18 protein-coding genes and 1 pseudogene are annotated in these 22,112 nt (G+C 71.9%); 6 read left to right on the forward strand and 13 right to left on the reverse strand.

Going from position 1 to position 22,112, the window contains the following annotated elements; all coding sequences use genetic code 11:
- Window positions 1-517 precede the first annotated feature (517 nt).
- The gene (locus tag JFN87_RS13665) at window positions 518-1,411 is read right to left on the reverse strand and encodes an NADP-dependent oxidoreductase (RefSeq protein WP_209340297.1); all 894 of its coding nucleotides are present in this window, start codon (window positions 1,409-1,411) and stop codon (window positions 518-520) included.
- Between the two features lie 70 nt (window positions 1,412-1,481).
- Here JFN87_RS13665 and JFN87_RS13670 point away from each other — a divergent pair, with 70 nt between their 5' ends.
- Entirely contained in the window at window positions 1,482-2,057 is a 576-nt protein-coding gene (locus JFN87_RS13670) for a TetR/AcrR family transcriptional regulator (protein WP_209340298.1), read from the forward strand.
- A gap of 25 nt (window positions 2,058-2,082) precedes the next feature.
- On the opposite strand, the gene JFN87_RS13675 is transcribed toward JFN87_RS13670, so the two are convergent.
- The gene (locus JFN87_RS13675) at window positions 2,083-4,167 is read right to left on the reverse strand and encodes a phosphocholine-specific phospholipase C (protein WP_209340299.1); all 2,085 of its coding nucleotides are present in this window, start codon (window positions 4,165-4,167) and stop codon (window positions 2,083-2,085) included.
- 280 nt (window positions 4,168-4,447) lie between these two features.
- On the opposite strand from JFN87_RS13675, the gene JFN87_RS13680 reads away from it, so the two are divergent.
- Window positions 4,448-5,200, forward strand: a complete 753-nt coding sequence (locus JFN87_RS13680; RefSeq protein WP_209340300.1) for a maleylpyruvate isomerase family mycothiol-dependent enzyme — start codon at window positions 4,448-4,450, stop codon at window positions 5,198-5,200.
- A gap of 46 nt (window positions 5,201-5,246) precedes the next feature.
- On the opposite strand, the gene tgmC is transcribed toward JFN87_RS13680, so the two are convergent.
- The 4 genes and pseudogenes from tgmC to JFN87_RS34520 form a co-directional block, all read right to left on the reverse strand.
- Window positions 5,247-6,386: an ATP-grasp peptide maturase system methyltransferase gene (gene tgmC, locus JFN87_RS13685; protein WP_209340301.1), complete on the reverse strand. Its 1,140-nt coding sequence runs from the start codon at window positions 6,384-6,386 to the stop codon at window positions 5,247-5,249.
- Window positions 6,383-7,330: an ATP-grasp ribosomal peptide maturase gene (gene tgmB, locus JFN87_RS13690; RefSeq protein WP_307865436.1), complete on the reverse strand. Its 948-nt coding sequence runs from the start codon at window positions 7,328-7,330 to the stop codon at window positions 6,383-6,385. Before tgmB ends, tgmC begins: the two co-directional genes overlap by 4 nt.
- A 23-nt stretch (window positions 7,331-7,353) precedes the next feature.
- Window positions 7,354-7,605, reverse strand: coding sequence for a putative ATP-grasp-modified RiPP (tgmA, locus tag JFN87_RS33660; protein ID WP_307865437.1), 252 nt, complete (start codon window positions 7,603-7,605; stop codon window positions 7,354-7,356).
- Between the two features lie 84 nt (window positions 7,606-7,689).
- Window positions 7,690-8,154 (reverse strand): annotated as a pseudogene (locus JFN87_RS34520) (ATP-binding protein); the annotation flags it as partial.
- A gap of 96 nt (window positions 8,155-8,250) precedes the next feature.
- Between JFN87_RS34520 and JFN87_RS13700 the strand changes: the two are divergent.
- Window positions 8,251-9,603 carry an NsdA family TPR-like regulatory protein gene (locus JFN87_RS13700; RefSeq protein WP_209340326.1) on the forward strand — a complete coding sequence of 451 codons (1,353 nt, stop codon included), beginning with the start codon at window positions 8,251-8,253 and terminating at the stop codon, window positions 9,601-9,603.
- A 143-nt stretch (window positions 9,604-9,746) separates the two neighbouring features.
- Here JFN87_RS13700 and JFN87_RS13705 read toward each other — a convergent pair whose 3' ends face one another.
- The gene (locus tag JFN87_RS13705) at window positions 9,747-10,568 is read right to left on the reverse strand and encodes a MerR family transcriptional regulator (protein ID WP_209340304.1); all 822 of its coding nucleotides are present in this window, start codon (window positions 10,566-10,568) and stop codon (window positions 9,747-9,749) included.
- 37 nt (window positions 10,569-10,605) lie between these two features.
- Window positions 10,606-11,742 (reverse strand): FAD-dependent oxidoreductase, encoded by a 1,137-nt coding sequence (locus tag JFN87_RS13710; RefSeq protein WP_209340305.1) that lies wholly within the window; start codon window positions 11,740-11,742, stop codon window positions 10,606-10,608.
- A gap of 182 nt (window positions 11,743-11,924) precedes the next feature.
- Between JFN87_RS13710 and JFN87_RS13715 the strand changes: the two genes are divergently transcribed.
- Complete coding sequence (locus JFN87_RS13715; protein WP_209340306.1) at window positions 11,925-12,881, forward strand: GlxA family transcriptional regulator; 957 nt, start codon at window positions 11,925-11,927, stop codon at window positions 12,879-12,881.
- Window positions 12,882-13,035: 154 nt separating this feature from the next.
- Window positions 13,036-14,037 carry a type I glyceraldehyde-3-phosphate dehydrogenase gene (gene gap / locus JFN87_RS13720; RefSeq protein ID WP_209340307.1) on the forward strand — a complete coding sequence of 334 codons (1,002 nt, stop codon included), beginning with the start codon at window positions 13,036-13,038 and terminating at the stop codon, window positions 14,035-14,037.
- A 66-nt stretch (window positions 14,038-14,103) separates the two neighbouring features.
- Here gap and JFN87_RS13725 read toward each other — a convergent pair whose 3' ends face one another.
- Window positions 14,104-16,236, reverse strand: coding sequence for a restriction endonuclease (locus JFN87_RS13725; protein ID WP_209340308.1), 2,133 nt, complete (start codon window positions 16,234-16,236; stop codon window positions 14,104-14,106).
- 224 nt (window positions 16,237-16,460) lie between these two features.
- Here JFN87_RS13725 and JFN87_RS13730 point away from each other — a divergent pair, with 224 nt between their 5' ends.
- Complete coding sequence (locus JFN87_RS13730; RefSeq protein WP_209340309.1) at window positions 16,461-16,937, forward strand: VOC family protein; 477 nt, start codon at window positions 16,461-16,463, stop codon at window positions 16,935-16,937.
- 371 nt (window positions 16,938-17,308) lie between these two features.
- On the opposite strand, the gene JFN87_RS13735 is transcribed toward JFN87_RS13730, so the two are convergent.
- The 4 genes from JFN87_RS13735 to JFN87_RS13750 are packed head-to-tail and all read right to left on the reverse strand — an operon-like array spanning window position 17,309 to window position 22,109.
- Window positions 17,309-18,070: a response regulator transcription factor gene (locus tag JFN87_RS13735; protein WP_209340310.1), complete on the reverse strand. Its 762-nt coding sequence runs from the start codon at window positions 18,068-18,070 to the stop codon at window positions 17,309-17,311.
- Window positions 18,071-18,107: 37 nt separating this feature from the next.
- Window positions 18,108-20,768: an ABC transporter permease gene (locus JFN87_RS13740; protein WP_209340311.1), complete on the reverse strand. Its 2,661-nt coding sequence runs from the start codon at window positions 20,766-20,768 to the stop codon at window positions 18,108-18,110.
- Window positions 20,765-21,430 carry an ABC transporter ATP-binding protein gene (locus JFN87_RS13745; RefSeq protein WP_209340312.1) on the reverse strand — a complete coding sequence of 222 codons (666 nt, stop codon included), beginning with the start codon at window positions 21,428-21,430 and terminating at the stop codon, window positions 20,765-20,767. Before JFN87_RS13745 ends, JFN87_RS13740 begins: the two co-directional genes overlap by 4 nt.
- On the reverse strand, window positions 21,417-22,109 hold the full coding sequence (locus JFN87_RS13750) for an ABC transporter ATP-binding protein (RefSeq protein ID WP_209340313.1): 693 nt from the start codon (window positions 22,107-22,109) through the stop codon (window positions 21,417-21,419). Before JFN87_RS13750 ends, JFN87_RS13745 begins: the two co-directional genes overlap by 14 nt.
- Window positions 22,110-22,112 lie beyond the last annotated feature (3 nt).

A 22,112-nucleotide genomic window follows, 5' to 3' on the forward strand; every position in this document is an offset into this window, starting at 1 on the left:
CCCCCCCCCCCGCCCCCCGCCCCCCCCCCCCCCGCCCCCCCCCCGCCCTTTTTATCAGGCAGAAGACGGCATACAAGTTGAATGGGTGTCAGGAGTTGAGTCGTGAGCTGTTCCAATCTGCCGCCGCCCAGGCCCCCGGCGCGGCTCGGCCACGGGCGGCGGGCGACCCCGCTGTCGCACGACCGAGCCCGCGGCATGCGCGATGGCCCTCGCCGAACCGGATGCGGCGTCAGGGGCCACCGGCACCGGGCCGGGGCGGCCGCGCCAGACCACCGGCCACCGGCGTTCACCGCGTACAGCACACCGGAACGGCCCGCCGCGCTGTAGCGACCAGGCTCCGGCCCCCGAGGTGGTCGGGACAGCTCGCGGCATACGGCACGACCCGACGCGCGGGACGTGCCGCGCCGCGGCGCACAAGGCCGGGCGGCGGGGGCACGCGGCGATCCGCACGTCCGCGCGGCGCGCAAGCGGGCCGTAGGCCATCTGACGACGCCCGCGTTCCCGCGTCGAGGGTCGGTCAGACGGTCAGGACCCGGCGCCCGCGCGTGTGTCCTGCCCGGCTGTCGGCGTGCGCGGCCGCGGCCTCGGCCAGCGTGTACGTCTTCTCGACGGGGATGTGCAGCTTCCCCCGCGCGATGAGTCCCGCCGCCTCGCCGAGCGCGTCCTCCATGCTGCCCGCCACGCCCGAGAACCGGACGCCGAACTCCGGCGCCGTCAGGTCGGCGATGGAGACCACCTTCCGCGGGTCCCCGGTCAGTTCGACCAGCTCGCGGAGCACGCCCGAGCCCGCCAGGTCGAGGGCCGCGTCGACGCGTCCGAGTCGCCGCACGCGCCCGGCCCACCCCTCGCCGTACGTCGTGGCGGCGGCGCCCAGACCGCGCAGGTAATCCTGGTTCGCCGCACCGGCCGTGCCGATCACCGCGATGCCCCGCTCGCGCGCGATCTGCAGCACCGCCGATCCCACACCCCCCGACGCGCCGCTGACCAGCAGCGTCTGCCCGGGCCTCACCTCCACCTCGCGGAGGACGCGCAACGCGGTCTCCACCACGGACGGGTACCCGGCAGCCTCCTCGAAGGTCAGCCCCTCGGGCATACGGACCCACGCCGACAGCACCGCGAACTCGGCGTACGTGCTCGACCCCTCGCCGAACACGTGATCGCCGGCCTCGACGCCCGTCACGCCATCGCCGACCTCGTCCACCACCCCGGCGGCGTCGATACCGACCCCGGAGGGCAGCACCGTCGGATGCGCCCCCAGCACCTGGCCTTCCCGAATCCTCCAGTCGACGGGATTCACGCCGGCCGCCCGCACGGCGACGCGTATCCGGCCGGGGCCCGCGTGTGGTTCCTCCTCGTCCATCAGCCGCAGCACCTCAGGACCGCCGAACTCGGCGAAGCTCACTCTCTTCATGCCGCCGACCGTAACACTAACCGTTAGCTTTTCCTAACGGTTACTAATTCAGACCTGGTAGCGTCAACCCATGACCGTGCAGCAGTCCGGACGCCGCGAGCGCAAGAAGGCCGCGACCCGTCAGAAGATCGCCGACACCGCCCTGCGGCTCTTCCTGGAACGCGGGTACGACGAGGTGGGCATCCGTGACGTGGCCGCCGAGGCCGACGTGGCCGTCACCACACTCTTCTCCCACTTCGCCTCGAAAGAGGCCCTGGTGTTCGAGCAGGACCAGGACTTCGAGCAGCGCCTCGCACAGGCCGTCACCGGCCGGGCGCCGGACGAGCCGCTGATCCCCGCGCTGCGCCGCGAGATCCACGCCCTGGTGCGCCACTGCACGGCGGAGGGCGCCGCCCCGATCTGGCGCATGATCGACGGATCGACCGCCCTGCGCGAGTACGAGGAGTCGATGAGGCTGCGCCACGCGGAGTCGCTTGCGGCGGCGATCGCCGCCGATCCCCGCCTGTCACGGACCGCGCTGGCCTGCCGCACGATCGCGAGGTTCGCGATCGACGCCTACCCGCTGGCCCGCGAGTCGGACGAACCGGAGGCCGCGGTGGACGAGGTCTTCCGGATGGTCGAGGCGGCCTGGGACGCAGCCGCCTGACCATCGGCCCTGCGTGAGCCGACCCTCAACCCCCCGTGGTGTGGGTGTGCGGGTCGCTGGTGGACGGTTCGCCCGTCTCGACGTGGCCGGCGAAGCGGCGGACGTACGCCGCGTCGGCGTCGTTCGTCACCGTGACGTCGTACCAGCGGTTCCCCGCGGCGACGCCCCAGTCCGGGACGGTCACCGAAGCGCCGGGGCGCACGGTGTACGTGTAGTGGTGCGCCGGCGCGTACGAGTCGGTGGCCGTGAAGGTGACCGTCGCGCCGCCACCGGGATTGGTGAACGTGAGGGTGACGTGCCCGCTGGAACGGTCGTGGCGCGCGGTGACCTCGGGGCCGAGCCCCGCGATGGTGCCGGCGAACTCGCGCAGCCAGCCGCCGGGCCCGAACACCGAGTACTGGTACCGGGACGCGCCCCCGCTCGGCAGCGCCCAGCTGTCGCTGAGCGTCTTTCCCGCCTCGACGGTGTACGGCCAGGGGCTGTCGGAGCGGACGGTCGAGGTGACGTGGAAACCGGCCCCCACGGACCCGAGGTTGGTGAACGTGAAGTGCAGGCGGCCGCCCTCCGCGTGGCTGTCGGCGGCCAGGTCGTACGGCAGCGGCCGCGCCTTGCGCAGGCCGGGCTCCTGCCGCGGCAGCGCGCCGTCGGCCGGCGGCACCGGGTGGTAGTCGGGCGGTGTGCTGTGGTCGGCGGGCGGCTGGTAGCCGCTGGTGCCCGGCAGGCCGGGGACCCTGCCGCTCGCCCCCGTGAAGTCGAACGCGGAGGTGAGGTCGCCGCACACCGCGCGCCGCCACGCGGAGACGTTCGGGTTGTGCACGCCGAACCGCTTCTCGATGAACTGCACGATCGACGTGTGGTCGAACGTCTGCGAGCACACCCAACCCCCGGTGCTCCACGGGGAGATGGCAAGCATCGGCACCCGCGGCCCTAGCCCGTACGGCAGGTTCTTCTCGTACGACGAGGAGGCGCCGCCCGTGTAGATCTCGCCCGAGGTGCTGACGGTGGAAAGGCCCCAGGAGGAGTCCACCGGCGGGTACGGGGGCACGGCGTGGTCGAAGAACCCGTCGTTCTCGTCGTAGGTGAGCAGCAGGACCGTCTTGCTCCACACATCGGGGTCGGAGGTGAGCGCGTCGAGGACCTGGGAGACGTACCAGGCACCGTAGTTGGCCGGCCAGCTCGGGTGCTCGCAGTACGCCTCGGGCGCGGCGATCCAGGAGACCTGCGGCAGCCTGCCGCCCTTCACGTCCGCCCGCAGGCCGTCGAACAGCCCGCCGCCGCCGTCGACATGCGTGCCCGTGCGCGCCTTCTCGTACAGCGGGCTGCCGGGTGCGGCGTTCTGGTACTGGGTGAAGTAGAGCAGCGAGTTGTCGCCGTAGTTGCCGATGTACGGGTCCGAGGTCCAGCCCCATCCGCCGGCCTTGTCCAGGCCCGTCCCGGTGTCCTGGTAGATCTTCCACGAGACACCGGCCCGCTCCAGCATCTCCGGGAACGTCCGCCAGCCGTACCCGGCCTCCTCGTTGCCGATCACGGGCCCGCCGCCCGAACCGTCGTTGCCGACCCAGCCCGTGTACATGTAGTAGCGGTTGGGGTCCGTGGAGGACAGCAGCGAGCAGTGGTAGGCGTCGCAGATGGTGAACGCGTCGGCCAGCGCGTAGTGGAACGGGATGTCCTTGCGGCTCAGGTGCGCCATGGTGGTGGCCGTCTTGGCCGGGATCCAGCTGTCCCAGTTGCCCTGGTTGAACGCGTTGTGCGTGCCGTTCCAGTCGTGGTTGAGGTCCTCGATGAACGTCAGCCCGAGGTTGGCCTCGTCCGGGCGGAACGGCAGGGTGACCTTGCCCGCACCGTCCGCCTGGTACCAGACGGGCTTCCCGTTCGGCAGCGGCACGGGACGCGGGTCGCCGAAGCCGCGCACGCCGTTCAGCGTGCCGAAGTAGTGGTCGAACGACCGGTTCTCCTGCATCAGCACGACGACGTGCTCGACGTCCTGCACGGTCCCGCTGCGTACGGCGGCCGGGATGGCGGCGGCGCGCGCGATGGCGGCGGGCAGCGCGGAGGTCGCGGCCGTGGCCGCGGCGAGTTGGAGGAAGCGCCGGCGGTTGACGTGCGACATCGTTGTCTCCTGGGGCGGGGAGCCGACCGGCGGTTGCCGTCTGCCGGTTGCCGTCTGTCGGTACGAGCGGCAGCGGGGAGATCGTTGCTCCGCTGACCGGGCCCCGTCAATACCACCACCCGGCGTTCGCCGGATCGCCCCCGAAGATTCAGGCGCACGGCAGCACGTCAACGCGCAGTCCATGGTGGTGTGCGCGGGTTGGGCCGAGCCGGGTCCTTGACGGGCGCGGCTGGCCGGCGTGCGTCGGCCCACTGTCAGTGCCGGCTGATAGGAAGCCGGGATGACCCAGGCACCCGCCTTCGAAGACCTGCTGGCCCTGGTCCAGGACCGCTCGGCGGCCACCCTGCGCGGCAGCGTCGCCGGTGCCCCCGATCTGGATGTCCGCGTCCCCAGCTGCCCCGACTGGTCGCTCCGCGACCTGGTCGAGCACGTTGCCGAGGTGCACCGGTTCTGGGCCGCGGTGGTCGCGGCGGGCCCCAGCGAGAAGCCACCGGTCGTGGCACCGGCCGTGGACACGCTGTCCGCCGACCTCTCGGCCCGTTCCGCCTCGGCCACCCAGGAGCTGATCGCCGCCCTGCGAGCCGCGGGCCCCTCGGTGGGCTGCTGGACATGGTGGGGAGGCTCCGACGTCCCGGCGACGAGCGGAGCCGTGGCGCGCCACCAGGTACAGGAGGCATCGATCCACGCCTTCGATGCCCAGCTGGCCACCGGAACTGCCCAGCCCGTTCCGGCTGTTGCGGCGCTCGACGGTATCGCCGAGTTCGTCGGCGTCAGCCATGGCACCGCCGGCCGCTGGCCGCACGAGCCGACCCGGATCGGCCTGCACGCCGCAGAGGGCGGGTCATGGCTGCTCGACTCGACGGAGTCGGGCTCGCACCTCGTCGACGGCCGGCACGAGGCGGATGCCGACGTCCACGGTTCGGCGAGCGACCTGTTGCTCACCCTGCACCGCCGCCCCACCCTGGGCAGCCTGCGGTACGAGGGCGACCGCGCCGCCCTGGAAAACCTGCTGAACTGGCCAGACCTGGACTGACCCCAGCCGGGAAACTGCCGGAGGTGCGGCGACCTCCGCAGCGAGGTCATACCGGCAGTGGCCAGGAGGGCCCGCTCGGGTCCCCGATCCACACGTACTGGGCGTGGTCGGTCGTCACTGACAGACCGAAGGCGGACTGGTCTGGCTGCCCCACTGCCTTCCACGTGGTGATGGCATCCTCGACCTGGTCCCACAGTCGCAGTGGCCCGTGCTGGTGCACGGCCCACGTGCCCGACACCCGTTCCGTCCAGGCCTGGGACCCGGTGGCCACGTCCCACAGAACGAGGCCATCCTCGGTCGTCATCAACTCGGCCGACGGCGCCGCGAGCTGAGCCAGGAACCTTCCCGTCCAGCCCTCAAGCTCCTGCGGTGGCACGAGACATTCACGCGCAGTCCCTTCATGCTGGAAGAAGGCGGGGTGCGGCGGGCGTTCATGCGGGCGGGCAAGCATGTAGGACACCTGGTCCCGGGTGAAGCGACCGGAGGCACTGCCATCCTCGGCGAGCGTCAGGCGCACGAGCCCGGATGCCAGCATCCAGCCACTGAGTGTCGTGGTGACGGTGCCTCCCGCACGGACCTGGACCATCCACGAGAACGGGATGGAACGCACCGAACAGGTGGCAACCAGGACGTCGTAAGGGGCACCCGGCGCATACCCGTGCAGGCCGTCCCCGACGACCAGGTCCGGAGACCACCCAGTTGCTCGCAGCGACGCAGCCGCGTGGCGGGCCACGCTCCGATCGCATTCGACGGACGTGACGCGTTCCGCTCCCAGGCGGTGACACAGCACAGCAGTCGAGTAGCCGGTACCCGTGCCGATCTCCAACACTCGGTCGGTCGACTCGACCCGAGCCACTTCGAGCATCCGGATGATGAGGGACGGCAGCGTTGACGACGACGTCGGGTTGCCCGACACAGACGATTCGGTGGAAGCGGCGTCGATGCCCTCGACCTGTGTCACCCACGTTTCATCGCGGTAGGCGAGGTCGAGCCATTCATCGAGGCGCACCTGGTCGCGGCGAACCGGCTCCCAGGCGGTGCCACAGGGCCGGAAAACGGCCTGGCCGAGGAATGCCTCCCGTGGAACGCTCTCGATGGCTGCCCGCCATGCGGGGTCGCTCAACGAGCCGCTTTCCGCCATGCGACGGGCGAGCCGGACGCGCAGTGAAGCAGCGTCGATCGTCATGTATCTGCTCCTGGTTTTGCCAGCTGGTCGGCGAGGGCTTCAGCGATCGGCCCGCAGATCGTGTCCGGGAACCAGGCCCATTGCCCGTTCGGATTGCATTCGTAGAGCCACCACCGGCCGTCCGCGTCCAGGCCGAAGTCGAGAGCGCCGTAGACGAGCCCGAACGCCTGGAGATACGAACGCACACCGCGCCGGATGTGAGGCGGCGTGCCGATCGGTGTGTAGCTCAGCACGTCGTAGTGGCGCCGCCAGTCCACGCCCGGTGAGCCGTCGACCCGCACGGCGAAGAACTGGTCACCAACCACCGTCAAACGAATGTCGGCCTCCTTCCTCACGCGTTGCTGGAACAGGTGCGCGGTCCTGGACACGCCCGAGTCGATGGCCTCAGGAGGCACGTCGTCGATCCATACGGTTCTGGCGCGCATGTCCTCTCCGGTGTAGTCGGTGTTCCACAGCGGCTTGTACAGCACCGGCGCATACCGCGCCGCGAACTCGCGGGCCTGGCATGGATCGCTGGTGACGAGCGTCGGCGGAATGCGGAGGCCGCAACGCGCCGCCGTCGCGAGCTGAGCGGGCTTGTACTCGGCGTCTCGGTTGCGCCAGGGATGATTGACGTAGTGCGCTAGAGGAAGGGACGCCAGGATCCCGCCGATCCCGTAGCGCGCCTGGTCAAGGCACCAACGTGCGTCCTGCTCTCGCAGGCCCGGCGAGGACGCGTACGGGTTCGGCCTTCGCCAGTAGACGGACCTGACCGCCTTGAGTTCGAACGCACGGCTCAGAGTTCTCATCGTGCCGGCCATTCCCGAGTCGTCGAACGAGGCGCTGGCCCGGACGCCCATCGGGAAGTCACCTGGATCGAGGCGCACGACCGGTACCGCGCGTTGGTTCAGCTCCGCGATCACCAGGTCCGCCGTGGCATCGTCCAGACGCGTGACCACGAGCACGGGCCCTGCGGGCCTCGCGGGCATCAGTCGGTGTCTCCCTGCTGGTCGCTGCCCTCGTCGCTGTTGCCGTCCAGACTCGTACGCGTGGTCGTCTCCTTCGAGGTCTCGGACCGCTTGTGCTTGGCCATCTCCGGCAGGCGGGTACCGTCTTCGCCGAGCCAGTTCCCGGTCTGCGTCTCCGCGTCCAGCACGACGCGTGTTGCCGGGAGAACGGCCCCTGCCGGAAACGGCTCCATTCTGCGGACTCCCCAGGGAGTCTTTTCAATCATGGTCATTTTCGGGATCTCCTTTGTAGTCGAAGCTCGCACGATGGTCTTCGTTGTCACTGTGCATAGCCGGAGGGACGCCCATACGTGCTTCCCGGGTCGAGAGGTGGTGCGTGTGAAGCCCCAGAATCCCTCGCTGAGAGCAGCCACGAGTTGCAGGCCCCGGCCGTTCTCGTCGTCGCCGAACGCCGGCCGCAGGACCGGGGGTTCATCGGTCTCGTCGTGGACCGAGACGTAGAGGCGGGGGCCGCTGAACCACAGGGACAGGGAGCATGCGCGTGCTCTCGGAGGTTTCGGCGCGGCGTCCAGCCGCCCGGGCTCGTGCGTGCCCGCGTGCCGTACGGCGTTGGCGGTCAACTCCGACACGATGGTGAGGGCGTCGTAGCCCGTCTCACGGGGAACACCCCAGGCACGGAAGCAGTCTCTCGCATGGCTGCGGGCGTGCCGAACGGATGACGGCTCACATGCCAGGTCGACTCTGCTGGAGTTGCCGGAACTGGGGTACAAGGTCACGCCTCCTGCGCGGATGGGCGAGGGAGCCAACGGCTCTTCGTGCATGCACTACGCAACCGCGTGATCACGCACAGGGGTACCGTTGAACGGGCACCGCAAGTGGAAACCGTGGAAAGTCCGTGCACACGCTGGGAGTCGGCAATGACCAACCGTGACGCGAACGACGGCCTCAAGTCCCTTCTGCAAGAGGCCGGATGGACCCAGGTCGAGCTCGCCGCCGCGGTGAACCGCGTGGCGGCGGAGGCGCAGGTCGACGGGCGTTGCGACAAGAGCAACGTCAACAAGTGGCTTGGCGGCACAGTGCCGAGGGCGAGGCTCCGTCCGCTCGTCGTCGAGGCCCTCTCCCGTCGCCTGGGCCGCCCCGTCACCCTCGCCGAAGCGGGAATGCCCCCGGCAGCAGCCGAGCCCGTCACCGGCCCCGCTTTGCCGGCGGACATGACGGAACAGCTCGTCACGACCGGAAGGGAAGACATGGACCCGTCTCGACGCAGGTTCCTCGCAACGACCCTCTACGCCGCCGCGTTGCCGGTCCCCGCGTACGTCGATCTCGCCGGCCGAGCCGACGCGCACGCGACCGGGCGCACCGTCCGGATCGGTGCGGGCGAAGTCGCCACGGTCAGGACGATGACCGATCGACTCGCGGACATTCTCGACGAGTTGGGGGGTGGTCACGCCAGGCCGATGGCGGCGGCCTTCCTCGTCAACACGGTCGCGCCGTACCTCCGTGCCGACGCCTCCGATGCTGTCCGGAAAGACATGCTGGCCGCTGCCTCCGACCTCGTGTACCTGACGGGCTGGATGGCGATGTACGAGAGGGCACACGGCCTGGGGCAGCGCTACTACCTGCAGGCCCTCTCGCTTGCGGGCGCTGCGGAGGATCACCTCACGTACTGCCGCACTCTGCGCGGCATGTCGCTGCAAGCGGCCAACCTCAAGCACGCCAGGAAGTCGTTGGAGCTGGCGGACTCCGCCGCTGAATCGGCCCCGAAGGCCGGTCCGCGGCTACAGGCGTTCCTCACCGGTCAGCAGGCTCACGGTGCGGCGCTGGTCGGTGACAGGCGTCAGGCTTTCACCCGGCTGACCGAGACGGAGGCCGCCCTGTCGAAGGCTGACGACCGCCGGGATGCGATCGGCGGCTACGACAAGGCCGCCTACCACTTCCATGTGTCGAGCGTCCTCTACGCGCTCGGTGACGTGCCCGGGTCGATCAAGGCCATGAACGATTCCAATCGGGTGCGGCCAGTGGTCGAGAAGCAGGGCAGGGCCCACGCGAACGGGCTGCTCGCGCAGCGCCAGCTCGAAGTGGGACACCTTGAGGCGTCGTGTGCCACGTGGAGTCGATTCCTCGACGACTACGAGACGCTGTCGTCGGCCCGCGCGGACGAGCACTTCGACACACTGCGGCGGCGTATCCGTCCGCACCGCGCCAACGCGCACGCACGGCAGGTCTACGAGCGGGCCACGGAACTGGCGCGCCACAAGGCCGCCGCCTAGCGCCGTGGCCGGAGGCGATCGCCGGGGCGGGCGAGGACCGTGAGCGGGCTCCATTCGCTGGGCGGTCGCCCGGCCGGGCGGCGGGGCTCGGGCGGCGGGCGGCCGTGACGGCCCCGCCGCCCGAGTGTGATGCGAATGACGGGTCAGACCCGGGCCACCGGCACCTGGAGTTCCGTCACCCAGTCGTCGCGGTTTTCCGGGCACTCCAGGTTGATCTCGCGGTGATACCCCGTCGAGCGGTAGCCGTTGGCGTCGATCCATCGGGCCAGGGCCTGGGCCGTGGGGAGCACGGTGTCCATGGAACCCCGGTGCACGATGGTCGCCGCCTGGTCGACGGACGGCAGGTCCAGGATTCGTACCGTGTCGTCCTGGAGAGGGGCGGAGACCTGGATGGCGGCGTGGACGGTGATCCTGCCACCGCCCTCCTGAGCCTCCTCGTAGTACGCGACGCCGGGGCCCGTGGGGGTGATGTCCGCCGCGCGCAGCCGCCGGAACAGCTCGTCGTAGAGCGGCCCGATGACCGGGCTGATGTGCTCGGGCTCGAAACCTGCGGCGGTGCCGGTCAGCTCCGCCACCCTTACGGACGGGACGCTCTTGAGGACAACGTCGTTCGTGGGCATGTGACCCTCACTCTCGATCGCTCGGAGCCTCGCCTCGACCTGGACCAGCCGCGCTTCCGCGGCAGCCACCGCGGTCTCCAGCTCGGCCCGCCGCAGCCGCAGCATGCCGCGCAGCTCGCCGGGGCCGACCTTGTCGTCCACGATGTCCCGGACCTGCTGGAGCGTGAACCCGAGGTCCTTGAGCGCGATGATCCGGTTGAGGCGTGCGAGCTGGGCAGCGGTGTAGTAGCGGTAGCCGCTGGCAGGATCGACGTGCGCCGGGCGCAGCAGCCCGGTCTCGTCGTAGTGCCGCAGCATGCGGGCCGATACACGGCCGTGCCGGGCGAAGTCTCCGATGGTGAACATGATGTCTCCGAGTTGACCGCCTGACACGGTGTGAAGGTCAAGCAGACGCGTCTTGCTGCGTGAGCATCCTGAGCATGGCCTGGGCCGTGTTGTTCTCGGAGTCGAGGCCGAAGGTCTCGTCACCTTCGAACGTGACGGGCTCGGCGCTGCGGGCGTGCATGGACTGCTCGTGCTCGGCGAGCGCGGCTTCCGCGTCGCCGGGGTGCGAGGCGAGGCTCTTGCCGAGTTCCGCGCCGTCGAGCATGGCCAGGTTGGCGCCTTCGCCGTTCGGGGCCGCGAGGTGGGCGGCGTCGCCGATGAGGGTTACTCCCGGCACCCGGCTCCACCGGAGGCCGGCCGGCAGGGCGTGGTGCGGCCGCAGCACGGGGCCCGTGTCGGCGTCCGTGATCAGCGCGGTGAGCTCCGGCGCCCAGCCGTCGAACTCGTGCGCGATGCGCGCGGCCGCGGCGGCGGGGTCGGCGAAGTCGATGGCGGCGAACCAGGCTTCCGGCCTCGCCAGTGCGGCATAGGTGTGCAGGGTGTCGCCGCTCTCCCGGTGGGTGAATATCTCCTTGCCCGGCGAGGGCGCGATCATCGACCCGCCGCCCACCAGCCGTGCCGAACGGGTGTGCCGGGTGTCGGCGTCGAACAGGTAGGTCTCGACGAACGACGTGCCGGCGTACTCCGGTACGGCATCGGAGAGCAGTGGCCGGACCCGCGACCAGGCGCCGTCCGCGCCGACCAGCAGGCTCGTGACGACGGTGCTGCCGTCAAAGAACGTCACCTCGTGGCGGCCCTCGCCGAGGGAGCGCGCGCCGGTCGCCTTCTGTCCCCAGCGGACCGTGCCTGCCGGGAGTGAGTCGAGCAGGAGACGCCGCAGCTCCGCGCGCTGCACCTCGGGGCGCCCGCCCGTGCCGTCGTCGACCGTCTCGTGCAGGACGGTCCCGTCCCGCTCGACGAGCCGCATGGTCTGGCGGCCCTCGATGACGATGGAGTGGAACTCTTCCATCAAGTCGGCTTTCTTGAGGGCGAGTCGCCCGTTGTGGTCGTGGATGTCGAGCATTCCGCCCTGTGCGCGTGCCGTCGGCGAGGCGTCGGCCTCGTGGACCGTGACCGGGACTCCGTGGACGTGCAGGACGCGGGCCAGCGTCAGTCCGCCGAGTCCGGCGCCGATGATCGTAACGGGGGTGTGCATGGTCGCTCCTCCGGGTCGGGGCCGCCCAGTGGTCCTGCGGCGGCCGCTACGAGAACGGTGCCGAAACGCGTCGACAGGCCGCCGACATCGGGCCGACAGCACCCACAGACGGCCGACGCGGCCGGAAGGGCGTGCGGCTCGGCGCCCGGGCTCCGAGGGCGCGCGGCCCGTAGGCTGGGGGCGTGTCGGTCTCTCGTCTGCAGCGCGTCGCCGTGCTCGTGCTCGCGGGGGCCAAGCCGCTCGACGTGGGGATTCCCGCGCAGGTGTTCACGACCCGGGCGAGCATGCCGTACGAGGTGCGGATGTGCGGCGCCGCGCCCGGGCTCGTGGCCGGTGGGGACGGGCTGTCCTACCACGTCGCCCACGGGCTCTCCGCGCTCGCCTGGGCCGATGTCGTCTTCGTGCCCGGCTACCGCTTTCCCGACCGCGACGACCCGCCGCCCGACGTCGTCGACGCGCTGGTCGGCGCCCACCGGCGCGGCGCGCGGCTCGCCGCCATCTCGACGGGCGCCTTCGCGCTCGCCGCGACCGGACTGCTCGACGGCAAGCGCGCCACCACGCACTGGCACTACACGCGGGCGCTCGCCGCGCGGCATCCGCTCGTGCGCGTCGACGAGAACGTGCTGTTCGTCGACGAGGGCAGCGTCCTGACGTCCGCCGGAGCCGCCTCCGGCATCGACCTGTGCCTGCACCTGCTGCGCCGCGACCTCGGCGTGGCCGCGTCGAACCATGCCGCGCGGCGCCTCGTCGCGGCGCCCTACCGCAGCGGCGGCCAGGCGCAGTACGTGCCGCGCAGCGTGCCCGAGCCGCTCGGCGAGCGGTTCGCCGCCACCCGCCAGTGGGCGCTGCACCGGCTCGGCGAACACCTCTCCCTCGGTGTGCTCGCCCGGCACGCGGCGGTCTCACCGCGCACGTTCTCGCGCCGCTTCGCCGAGGACACCGGCTACACGCCCATGCAGTGGGTCATGCGCGCCCGCATCGACGCGGCACGCGAGCTGCTTGAGCGGTCGCAACTCGGCGTCGAGCAGATCGCGGTGGACGTCGGCCTCGGGACCGGCGCCAACCTGCGGATGCACTTCCAGCGCGTCCTCGGCACCTCGCCGAGCGAGTACCGGCGCACGTTCACTCGCGGCGAGTAGGAGCCGCGCCGGGCGGCCCCGGGGGCGGCCGCGGGGGCGTGCGCCGCGCGCGTGGCGCGATCCTTGCGAACCATGGCGCCCGCGCCGGGGCCGCTCGACCGGTCGCGCGAGCGAGCCTGGTGGGGACCGCAGGGAAACGGAAAGGACACCGGCCTTGACTCGCATCGCCATCAACGGATTCGGCCGCATCGGACGCAACGTGCTGCGCGCCCTGCTGGAGCGCGGCAGCGACAGCATCGAGGTCGTCGCCGTCAACGACCTCACCGAGCCCGCCACCCTCGCGCGCCTGCTCGCCTTCGACACGACGGCGGGCCGCCTCGGCCGCCCCGTCACGGTCGACGGGGACACGCTCGTCGTCGACGGCCGCCGCATCAAGGTGCTCGCCGAGCGGGAGCCCGCGCGGCTGCCGTGGGCCGAACTCGGCGTCGACGTCGTGCTCGAGGCGACCGGCCGCTTCGCGTCCGCCGCTGCCGCCCGCGCCCACATCGACGCGGGCGCGCGGAAGGTGCTCGTCAGCGCGCCCTCCGACGGCGCCGACGTGACGCTCGCGTTCGGCGTCAACAACGACGCGTACGACCCGGCCGCGCACACGGTCGTCTCGAACGCCTCGTGCACGACCAACGCGCTGGCGCCGCTCGCCCAGGTGCTCGACGAACTCGCGGGCATCGAGCACGGGTTCATGACGACCGTGCACGCCTACACGCAGGAGCAGAACCTGCAGGACGGCCCGCACCGCGACGCCCGGCGCGCACGCGCCGCCGGCGTCAACATCGTGCCGACCACGACGGGCGCCGCGAAGGCGATCGGCCTCGTGCTGCCGAACCTGGACGGCAGGCTCTCGGGCGACTCGATCCGCGTGCCCGTGCCGGTGGGCTCCATCGTCGAACTCAACACGGTGGTCGCCCATGACGTGACACGCGACGACGTGCTGGCCGCGTACCTCAAGGCGGCGCAGGGCCCGCTGGCCGGCGTACTGGAGTACTCGGATGACCCGCTCGTGTCGTCCGACATCACCGGCAACCCGGCCTCGTCGATCTTCGACTCGGCGCTGACCCGCGTCGACGGCCGGCACGTCAAGGTGGTCGCCTGGTACGACAACGAGTGGGGGTTCTCGAACCGCGTGATCGACACGCTCGAACTCCTCGCCGCCGGCTGAGCCGTTGGCGGCAGCAGGGGCGTGTGGACGCGGAGGCCGCGGCGTGCGGCCTCCGGTCCAGCCCTCTCACTCGACTTCGATGCCGAAGTCCCCCACCAGCGCCTCAAGGCCGCCCCGGTAGCCCTTGCCGCCCAGCACGAAGTCCCAGTCGCCGCCCGCGCGCCGCCGGAACGAGCCGAGTACCAGGGCCGTCTCGCCCGGACGCCCGTCCGAGACCGCCAGCCGGTCGAGTTCCGCGCCCGACGCGTCCCGCAGCAGTACGCCCGCGTCCGTGAACCCCGACAGGTCGGCCTCCGGGTTGGCCACCGGGTCGACGGCGGCGACGAGGACGAGCCGGTCGGCGCCCGGCGGCAGGCGGTCGAAGCCGACGCGTATCGCCGCGCGGTCGCCGCGGGACGGCTCCACCATGGCGACCGAACCGTCCGGCGTGCGGCGGTTGTTGAAGAACACGAAGTGGTCGTCGCTCAGCACGCGCCCGCCGCGGCACACCAGCGCGCACACGTCCAGCGCGACCTGCCCGGCCCACACCATGCCGAGCGTCGCGGCGTCCGGATCGGCCTGCGGTACGTCCACCAGCGTGGCGCCGGGGCCGGCACCCGTGTCCGAACCGGCGCCAACGCCAACGCCAATTCCGGCGCCCGTGCCCCCGCCTTCACCGAGCCGGCCGCGCAGCCCGTACCTGTGCAGCAGCTCCACCAGCTCGGGGCCCGAGACCAGTTGCAGCGGCTTGCCGTTGGCGAACGCCCGCGAGCCGTTGCCGAACCCCGAGGTCGTGACGAGGAGCCCCTTGTTCGCGCCCTGGTCCTGGACCGTCCCGTACAGGTCGCGCACCGCGGTGGGCGGCACCGTGTTGCGGTAGCGCTTCACCTGCACCACGATCTTGCCGCCGCTGATCGGGTCGGGGTCGAGCGCGTCCACGTCCACACCGCCGTCGCCCGACCTGCGCGTCGTCAGCGCCCGCATCCCGCGCGCCCGGAACAGCTCGGCGACGAGCTCCTCGAACTCCAGCGGGTCCATCTCGAACAGGTCGGGCTCCTCGCCCGCGCCGTGCGAGACGACGGCGCCCGCGCCCACGTCGCCCGGCAGCCGGCCGTGCGCGACCGCCGCGAGCTGCTCGGGACGGGTGGACAGGCGGCCGCGCAAGCCGTCCACCAGGCAGTCGACCGGGCTCACCAGCTCCAGGTTGAGCGCCTCGAAGTCCGCGCGACGCACATCCACCGACGCCAGGTACACGCGCGTCCGGCGACCCGTCGCCGGGTCCGGGCCTTCGGCGAAGCCGTTCAGCGCCACCGCGCGCAGCACGCCGAACTCGTCCGCCGCGAAGACGTCACGCAGCACGAGCAGGACACACTGCGCGAGCGTGTCCCGGTAGAGCGCGCGCCGCTGCGTGACCGGGCGCGCCACCTCGCGCTCCTCGTCCGCACTCGCCACGTACCGCACCGACTTCACCTCGGGCACGGCCTCGTACGGCGGGAGCTCCCAGTCGAGCACCAGCTCGCCCGCGAACCCGTCGAAGGCCGCCGACACCTGGCGCGGGAACGCGTCGGGCCACGCCGTCGACGCGTACAAGGCGGCCGAGAAGTACTCGACGACCGTGGCCGCCTCGCCGTCGCGCAGCCCGGCCGCCATCGCGCGCACGCTGTCGTTGTGGCGCTGCGTCCCGGCCCGCACGCCGGCCGCCCACTCGTCGTACGCCCTGCGGTACTCGGCGAGTTGGCGCGTGCGCTGCTCCTGCGCGTACTGGGCCGCGCGCAGGTCGTGCTCGTAGCGCTGCCGCGCCTCCTGGAGCGCCGCCTGGCGCCGCGCCTGCGACCAGCCGCCGCCGGCCGGCCGGTAGCGCGCCGGGTCGGGCAGGGGGACGGGATGGGCCAGCGCGCCCGGCGCGAACGGCTCGAGCGGGCCCTGCTCGCGCATCAGCGACGCCGTGCCGAACGGCGGCGCGCCGCACCCCTTCACCAGCAGCCCCGACAGCTCGGCGACACGCCCCTCGAGCTCGGCGGTGCGGCGCTGGGCCTCCGCCTCGCGCTCCCGCTTGTACTGCGCGCGCAGCTCGCGGTCGGCCCGCGTCGCCGCCTGATGCCGCCGCCGCTCCTCCCGCTGGGCGGCGGCCCGCTCGCGCTGCCGCGCCTCGTACTGCCGCTGCTGCTGACGCTGCGCCTCCGCCCAGACCCCCGCCAGTCCGCCGGCACGATGGCTCATGTCCCACGCCCTCCCCACACCGCGGCGCGTGCGGTGCCACCCCGCCGCGCCGCGTTCCCCTCACCCGGCACTTTTCGCGCTGCCCGCGCGTCTCGTGGTCGATTCTCCCGGACGCCGACCACCGTGAATGCAGGGTCCGCCCTACATTCGCCGATGAGTTTCGCGCGCGGGACGGGTCTTCCCCTCCGACAGCGCACGCAGAGCGACCGGCTCATGGAGGAACCATGCCCAAGCTCATCCCGAACCTGTGGTTCGACTCGAACGGCATGGAGGCCGCGGAGTACTACGTCTCGGTCTTCCCGAACTCGCGGATCAACCACGTCTCGCACTACGGCGACGCGGGGCCGGGCCCGGCGGGCACGGTCCTGACCGTCGAGTTCGAGCTGGACGGCCGGCCTTTCACGATCATCAACGGCGGCCCGGAGTTCACGTTCGACGAGGCGGTCTCGTTCCAGATCGACTGCGCCGACCAGCAGGAGGTCGACGCCTACTGGGACCGGCTGGTCGGCGACGGCGGCCAGGAGGGCCCCTGCGGCTGGCTCAAGGACAAGTACGGCCTGTCGTGGCAGGTGGTGCCCGCCGCCATGGCCGCGCTGATGGCCGACCCGGACCAGGCGCGTACCGACCGGGCGATGAAGGCCATGCTCGGCATGAAGAAGCTCGACATCGCGGCCCTGGAGGCAGCGGCGAACGGGGCGTGACGGGCGGCATCGCGGGTCGCGCCCGCGATGCCGCCGGGTCGCGGCCGCGCGCGGGGCGGGTCGCGCCGTCGGGGTCGTCCGCGCCGTCACGGGGGCGGGGCGGACGGGCGTCTGCGCCGACTCCGAGGGTGGGGAGGATCGGTCCCTGGTGGGGCTGACCCGGTTATGGCCGGCGTCCTGGTAGGCGCGGGTGAGCGTGTACGGGGCTTGGCTCGAGCGCCGGCCGTGATGACGTCGAAGTCCTCGTCCCGCAGCGCGCGGGCGATCACATCACGCGGCCAACGGTCGTCCTCGGCAAGGAGGACCAGGCTGTCGAGGGTCTTTCTCACGGTGACGCCCATCTCTTCCGCGGTCGCACGGAGAGGTGATGTCTACGCCACTGCAGGCGGTGGTGGCTTCGTCTCCGGTGTGGTCTCAAGCCGGTAGCCGTGTCCGCGCAGCGTGGTGATGTGCGGCAGGAGGCACAGGGAGGATGCCGATGCCTGTGCTGTGGCCAGCTTGCGGCGGAGCGAGGCCATGGTGACGTCGAGGGTCTTGGTGGGGCCGAACCAGTTCTCGTCCCAGACCTGGGCCATCAGCTCCTCACGGGATACGGCGGCGTCGGCTCGGCGGGCGAGTGCGGTCAGCAGGTCGAATTCCTTGGGGCGCAGGACGAGCTCTGACCCGCCTACCAGGCACCGGCGGGCCTGGAGGTCCATGGTCAGTCCGCCGAGTAGGATCGGCGGCTCGGCAGGGGACGGGGCGGGCCGGCGTCTGAGGTGGGCGCGCAGCCGGGCCATCAGCACGGAGAGGCTGAATGGCTTCTGGAGGTAGTCGTCGGCGCCTGCGTCGAGTCCGGCGATGACGTCGATCTCCTCGCTGCGTGCGGTGAGGATCACGATGAGCGTGCCGGGCAGATGGGTGCGAAGGTGACGGGCCACGTCCAGGCCGTCGGCGTCGGGGAGGCCGAGGTCGAGGATCACCACGTCATAGGCTGCCGACCGGGCGACCTCGCCGAGTGCGCCGCCGGCCGTCCGGCACCAGGTGGGGGCGTATCCGCCGCCGGTGAGGCCGGTCTCCAGGTGGCGTCCGATGACGTCGTCGTCCTCGACGACGAGGACCCGGAGACCGGCCGGCGGCACGGGCTCTTGCATGGTCACAGCGTAGAGCGCCCGTCTCCGCCTGTGTCCTTCACAGGTCGCGCAGCTCCTCGACGGCGGGCCGCCGGGAGCGTCGGGCCCCGTTGAGTGCCGCGCCGGCGACGGCGGCGACGGATGTCAGCACTGCCAGAGCCAGGTATGGCCAGGGGACCGCAAGCGCTGCGGGCGGTGGATCGAACACGCCGCTGAGGACCTTGACGAGCATCTGGGACAGGACCCACCCGATGACGCCGCCGCCGATCAGGCCCCCGGCCGTGACGAGGGCGGCCTCGCCCAGCACGAGGCCGCGGAGCTGCCGCCGTTTCGCGCCGAGCACGGTGGCGATGGCGAAGGTGCGCCGGCGCTCGGCAAGCCCCAGGGCCAGCACCAGACCGCCTGCCCCGGCCGCGAGGAGGATGGCGAAGACCAACTCGATGCGGGTCAGTCCTGACAGGTCGACGGAGGTGAGGCTGGTGCCGACCTTCGAACGCGTCTGGGTGATGTCGGTCACCTGTGCGTTCGTGCCGACCGTGTGCCGAAGCCGGTCGGCGACCGCCTTCTGGTGGGTACCGCCGGTGTCCACCAGGAACGTGCCGACCGCGTCGCTCCCGGTGACCTTGGCGACGTAGGAGGCGTTGGCGACGAAGAAGCTGTCGCTCGGCGCGGTGGGGAACTCCTTGACGACCCCCGCGTAGTGGAAGGGCACGGTGCGCAGCCGGTGAGTGCGGCCGTCCTGGATGCGCAGTTTGACGGTGTCACCGGGCTTGAGCTGGAAGTCCCGCACGGTCTCGGCGCTCAACAGCAGCGAATCCGGGTGCTTGGCCAGCTTGTCCATCAGCTGCTGCGCGGTGCCGCCGGCGAAGTAGGAGTCCTGCAGAGAGGTCGCCGAGGTGATCGAGTGGGGCCGTACCCCGTACAGGTCCTGCAGGTCGGAGCCGACGTAGGCGAAGCGGTGCTGAAGCGGTTCCACATGCCGTACGCCCTGGACGTGCAGTCGGCTTGCGGGCTTCGGTCCCACGTGGGCCCCGGGCGGTTCGGTGACCGCCACGTCGGCGCCGTTGGTGAGCTGCGCGTCGGCTTCCGCCTGCTGGGCGTAGGTCGCGTTGAAGGTGGCGGTGGATGCGGCGAAGGCCAGGGCGAGGGCGAGGACGACCACGGAGCGGGCCAGCGGCCTGCGGCGACGGGTCAGGAGAGCAGCGGCCATGCCCGAGAGGTTTCCCGTCAGGGGTCGGTTCAGCCTGCCGAGCACCCTGCGGCCGTGGGTGAGCGCCAGGGTCGCCAGTCGCCACAACAGCAGTGCCGCGCCGCCCCACAAGAGCGCGGGTCCGAAGAACGCCCAGTACGAGACCGAGATGCGCGGTACCCCTTCCGGCGCGAGCACGAGGGCGTACTGATCGCCGCTGGAAGCCCAGAAGACCAGCAGGGAGATCGCGATCAGGGCGAAGTCCAGGCAGTAGCGCATCCACCAGGGGGACCGGTGCGTGGAGGCGCTGCGCCGCGCGTCCGCCACGGTACTCGAGCGCAGTTCGCGTAGGGCCGGCACGAGCACGGCGGAGGCGGCGACGGCCAGTCCCACGACGACGGCGGCGCCGAACCAGAGTGCCGCCGACAGTCCGGTCGCGCCGAACGCGGCTGTGCCGAAGGCTGTTTGGCCCAGAACGGCCGCGGCGCCGATGCCGAGCAGGCCGCCGGCCAGTCCGACGGTGCCGGCCTCGAGGGCGGCAAGGCCGAGCACCTGCCGGGGCCGCAGCCCGCGCAGTCGCAGCAGAGCTTGCTCACCGCGGCGCCGTTCCGCACCCGCGCCGGTCACGGCCGCGGTCAGCACGGCCGCCAGCACGGCCCCGGGGAGGCCGAGGAAGAGGAAGAGGATCTGCGCGTAGAGCGCGTCCTCGCGCGCCGCGCCGAGTGCGGCGCCCAGGTTGTCGCCGACCAGGGCGCCGCCGGAGGCGCGTGCCTCCAGGTTGTGGGCCGCGTGGGTCACGCTCTGGTAGGCGCCCGACGGGTCGGCCGGCAGCGGCGCGTCCCGGTTGACGTGGATCTGGGTCGTCACGGCGGACGGGTCGGCGGCAGCCGCCTTCTTCACCAGGGCCGCGAACTGACGGCTCGGCATGAGCAGCACGTTGTCCGGCGGTGCGGCCGGCTGCGCCTGGGGAGGGGCGCCCACCTTCTGGAAGAGTGAGTCGGCCTGCGGCAGCTCCACGACTCCGTCGATGTGCACCGACACCGCCCGGCCGGTGCCCGGCAGCCGCACCTGGACGGTGTCGCCGGGGGCGGCGTGCAGATTGGCGGCGGTCTGCTGAGCGAGAAGCACACCGGTGGGTGATCCCGTCAGCCTCCGGATCTCACCGGGAAACGCCTTCTGGTAGCCGTTCGGGAGGCCGAGCAGCATCCCCGCGCCGGTCCGCTGCGAGGCGCCGCCGGAGCTGGAGCTGAAGGCCGTGGTGCGCGCGTAGCCGACCGGCAGCGCCGTCTTTGTGCCGCTGTCCGCGCGGACCTGCGAGAGCACCGCGTGAGCGGAGGCCCCCGGTTGCACCTCGACCTGCCAGTCGACTGCCACCGCCTGTTGCGCCCGGTGGGTCATCTGCGACTTCGAGGCGGTGAGGAAGGCGCCCAGCGACGCCACCAGGCACACGGAGACCGCGATCCCGGCGACGGTGGCCAGCAGCCTGCCGGTCCGGCGGCGCAGCAGCCCGCCGAGCCACGCGACGATCATGACTTCTCCTCCTGGACGTCGACCAGCCGGCCGCCGTGCATGGCCAGCCTCGTGGTCATGCGCGCGGCGATGGCAGGGTCGTGGGTGGTCACGACGAGCGCGGCGCCCGTCGCGTCGGCAGCGGAGAGCAGCGTGTCCAGAACGCGCTGGCCGGTCACTCCGTCGAGGCGGCCGGTCGGTTCGTCGGCCAGGATGAGGCGCGGAGCGAGCGCCAGTACCCGGGCGACCGCCGCCCGCTGCCCCTGGCCGCCCGAGATCTCCTCGGGCAGGTGCTCGGCGAGGTCGGCGATCGCGGTCAGACGCAGTGCGGCCAGGGCGGCGGCGTGGGCCGTCTCCTCGGACGCTCCGCCGACCACCAGAGGCAGCGCGACGTTCTCGGCCACGGTCAGCGCGGGTATCAGACTGGGCCCCTGGAAGATCATGCCGACGTCCTGCGCCGAGAACGGTCCGGAGCGCAGGACCGTGCCTCCGGTGGGCTCCTCGAGTCCTGCGATCAGGTGCAGCAGCGTGGACTTGCCCGACCCGGACGCACCGGTGATGGCCATGCGCTCGCCGGCGCGGATCCGGCAGTTGACGCCCTGCACCGCCACGACGGCGGTCGGCCCGCCGCCGAAGGTGCGCGAGGCGTCGCGGCATTCGAGCAGCACGTCAGTCGCGCTCATCGACGTTCCTCCCGTCGTGCAAGGTGATCACCCGGTCGGCGATGCTCAGCGCGGCGCTGCTGTGGGTGACCAGCAGCACGGCGCGACCGTCGTTCGCGCGACGCCGCAGGATCTGAAGGACGCGCTGCTCGCTGTCGCCGTCGAGTTCGCCGGTCGGCTCGTCGGCCAGCACCACGTCGGGGTCGTTGGCGAGAGCCGCCGCGAGGCCGGCTCGGGCGAGTTCACCACCGGAGAGTTCTTGTGGGAGGGCGTCGGCACGGTGACTCAGCTCAACCTGGTCGAGCAGCTCCGTCACAGGCCGGTGCCGCCCGTGGCGGTCGGCTGCGCGGGCCAGGCGGATGTTGTCGCGCACGCTCAGGTGGCGGATGAGGGTTCCCGACTGCAGCAGGATCCCGACGTGCCGGGCGCGAAGGCGGGAGCGTTCCGCCTCCGGCCGGTGGCTGATCCGCGTGCCACCGACGTGGACGGCGCCTCCCGAGGGCTCGTCCAGCCCGGCCAGGCAGGCGAGCAGGGTCGACTTGCCCGACCCGGAGGGGCCGATGACCGCCACCGTCTCGCCGCGCCGCACGCGGATGTCCACACCGCGCAGGGCGGCCGTCTCGTCCTCACCGACGCGGAAGAAGCGGTACAGGCCGCGCCCGTCGAGGAGCGGCGCGGCATTCGGGTCGTCGTCCTTCATCGC

This window comes from Streptomyces montanisoli (assembly GCF_017813245.1).
GTDB lineage: Bacteria > Actinomycetota > Actinomycetes > Streptomycetales > Streptomycetaceae > Streptomyces > Streptomyces montanisoli.

Bases quoted from the DNA above. Each gene is read 5' to 3' on its own strand.
- JFN87_RS13665 (WP_209340297.1), bottom strand. From the start codon at position 1,411: ATGAAGAGAGTGAGCTTCGCCGAGTTCGGCGGTCCTGAGGTGCTGCGG.
- JFN87_RS13670 (WP_209340298.1), top strand. From the start codon at position 1,482: ATGACCGTGCAGCAGTCCGGACGCCGCGAGCGCAAGAAGGCCGCGACC.
- JFN87_RS13675 (WP_209340299.1), bottom strand. From the start codon at position 4,167: ATGTCGCACGTCAACCGCCGGCGCTTCCTCCAACTCGCCGCGGCCACG.
- JFN87_RS13680 (WP_209340300.1), top strand. From the start codon at position 4,448: ATGACCCAGGCACCCGCCTTCGAAGACCTGCTGGCCCTGGTCCAGGAC.
- tgmC (WP_209340301.1), bottom strand. From the start codon at position 6,386: ATGACGATCGACGCTGCTTCACTGCGCGTCCGGCTCGCCCGTCGCATG.
- tgmA (WP_307865437.1), bottom strand. From the start codon at position 7,605: ATGACCATGATTGAAAAGACTCCCTGGGGAGTCCGCAGAATGGAGCCG.
- JFN87_RS13700 (WP_209340326.1), top strand. From the start codon at position 8,251: ATGACCAACCGTGACGCGAACGACGGCCTCAAGTCCCTTCTGCAAGAG.
- JFN87_RS13705 (WP_209340304.1), bottom strand. From the start codon at position 10,568: ATGTTCACCATCGGAGACTTCGCCCGGCACGGCCGTGTATCGGCCCGC.
- JFN87_RS13710 (WP_209340305.1), bottom strand. From the start codon at position 11,742: ATGCACACCCCCGTTACGATCATCGGCGCCGGACTCGGCGGACTGACG.
- JFN87_RS13725 (WP_209340308.1), bottom strand. From the start codon at position 16,236: ATGAGCCATCGTGCCGGCGGACTGGCGGGGGTCTGGGCGGAGGCGCAG.
- JFN87_RS13730 (WP_209340309.1), top strand. From the start codon at position 16,461: ATGCCCAAGCTCATCCCGAACCTGTGGTTCGACTCGAACGGCATGGAG.
- JFN87_RS13735 (WP_209340310.1), bottom strand. From the start codon at position 18,070: ATGCAAGAGCCCGTGCCGCCGGCCGGTCTCCGGGTCCTCGTCGTCGAG.
- JFN87_RS13740 (WP_209340311.1), bottom strand. From the start codon at position 20,768: ATGATCGTCGCGTGGCTCGGCGGGCTGCTGCGCCGCCGGACCGGCAGG.
- JFN87_RS13745 (WP_209340312.1), bottom strand. From the start codon at position 21,430: ATGAGCGCGACTGACGTGCTGCTCGAATGCCGCGACGCCTCGCGCACC.
- JFN87_RS13750 (WP_209340313.1), bottom strand. From the start codon at position 22,109: ATGAAGGACGACGACCCGAATGCCGCGCCGCTCCTCGACGGGCGCGGC.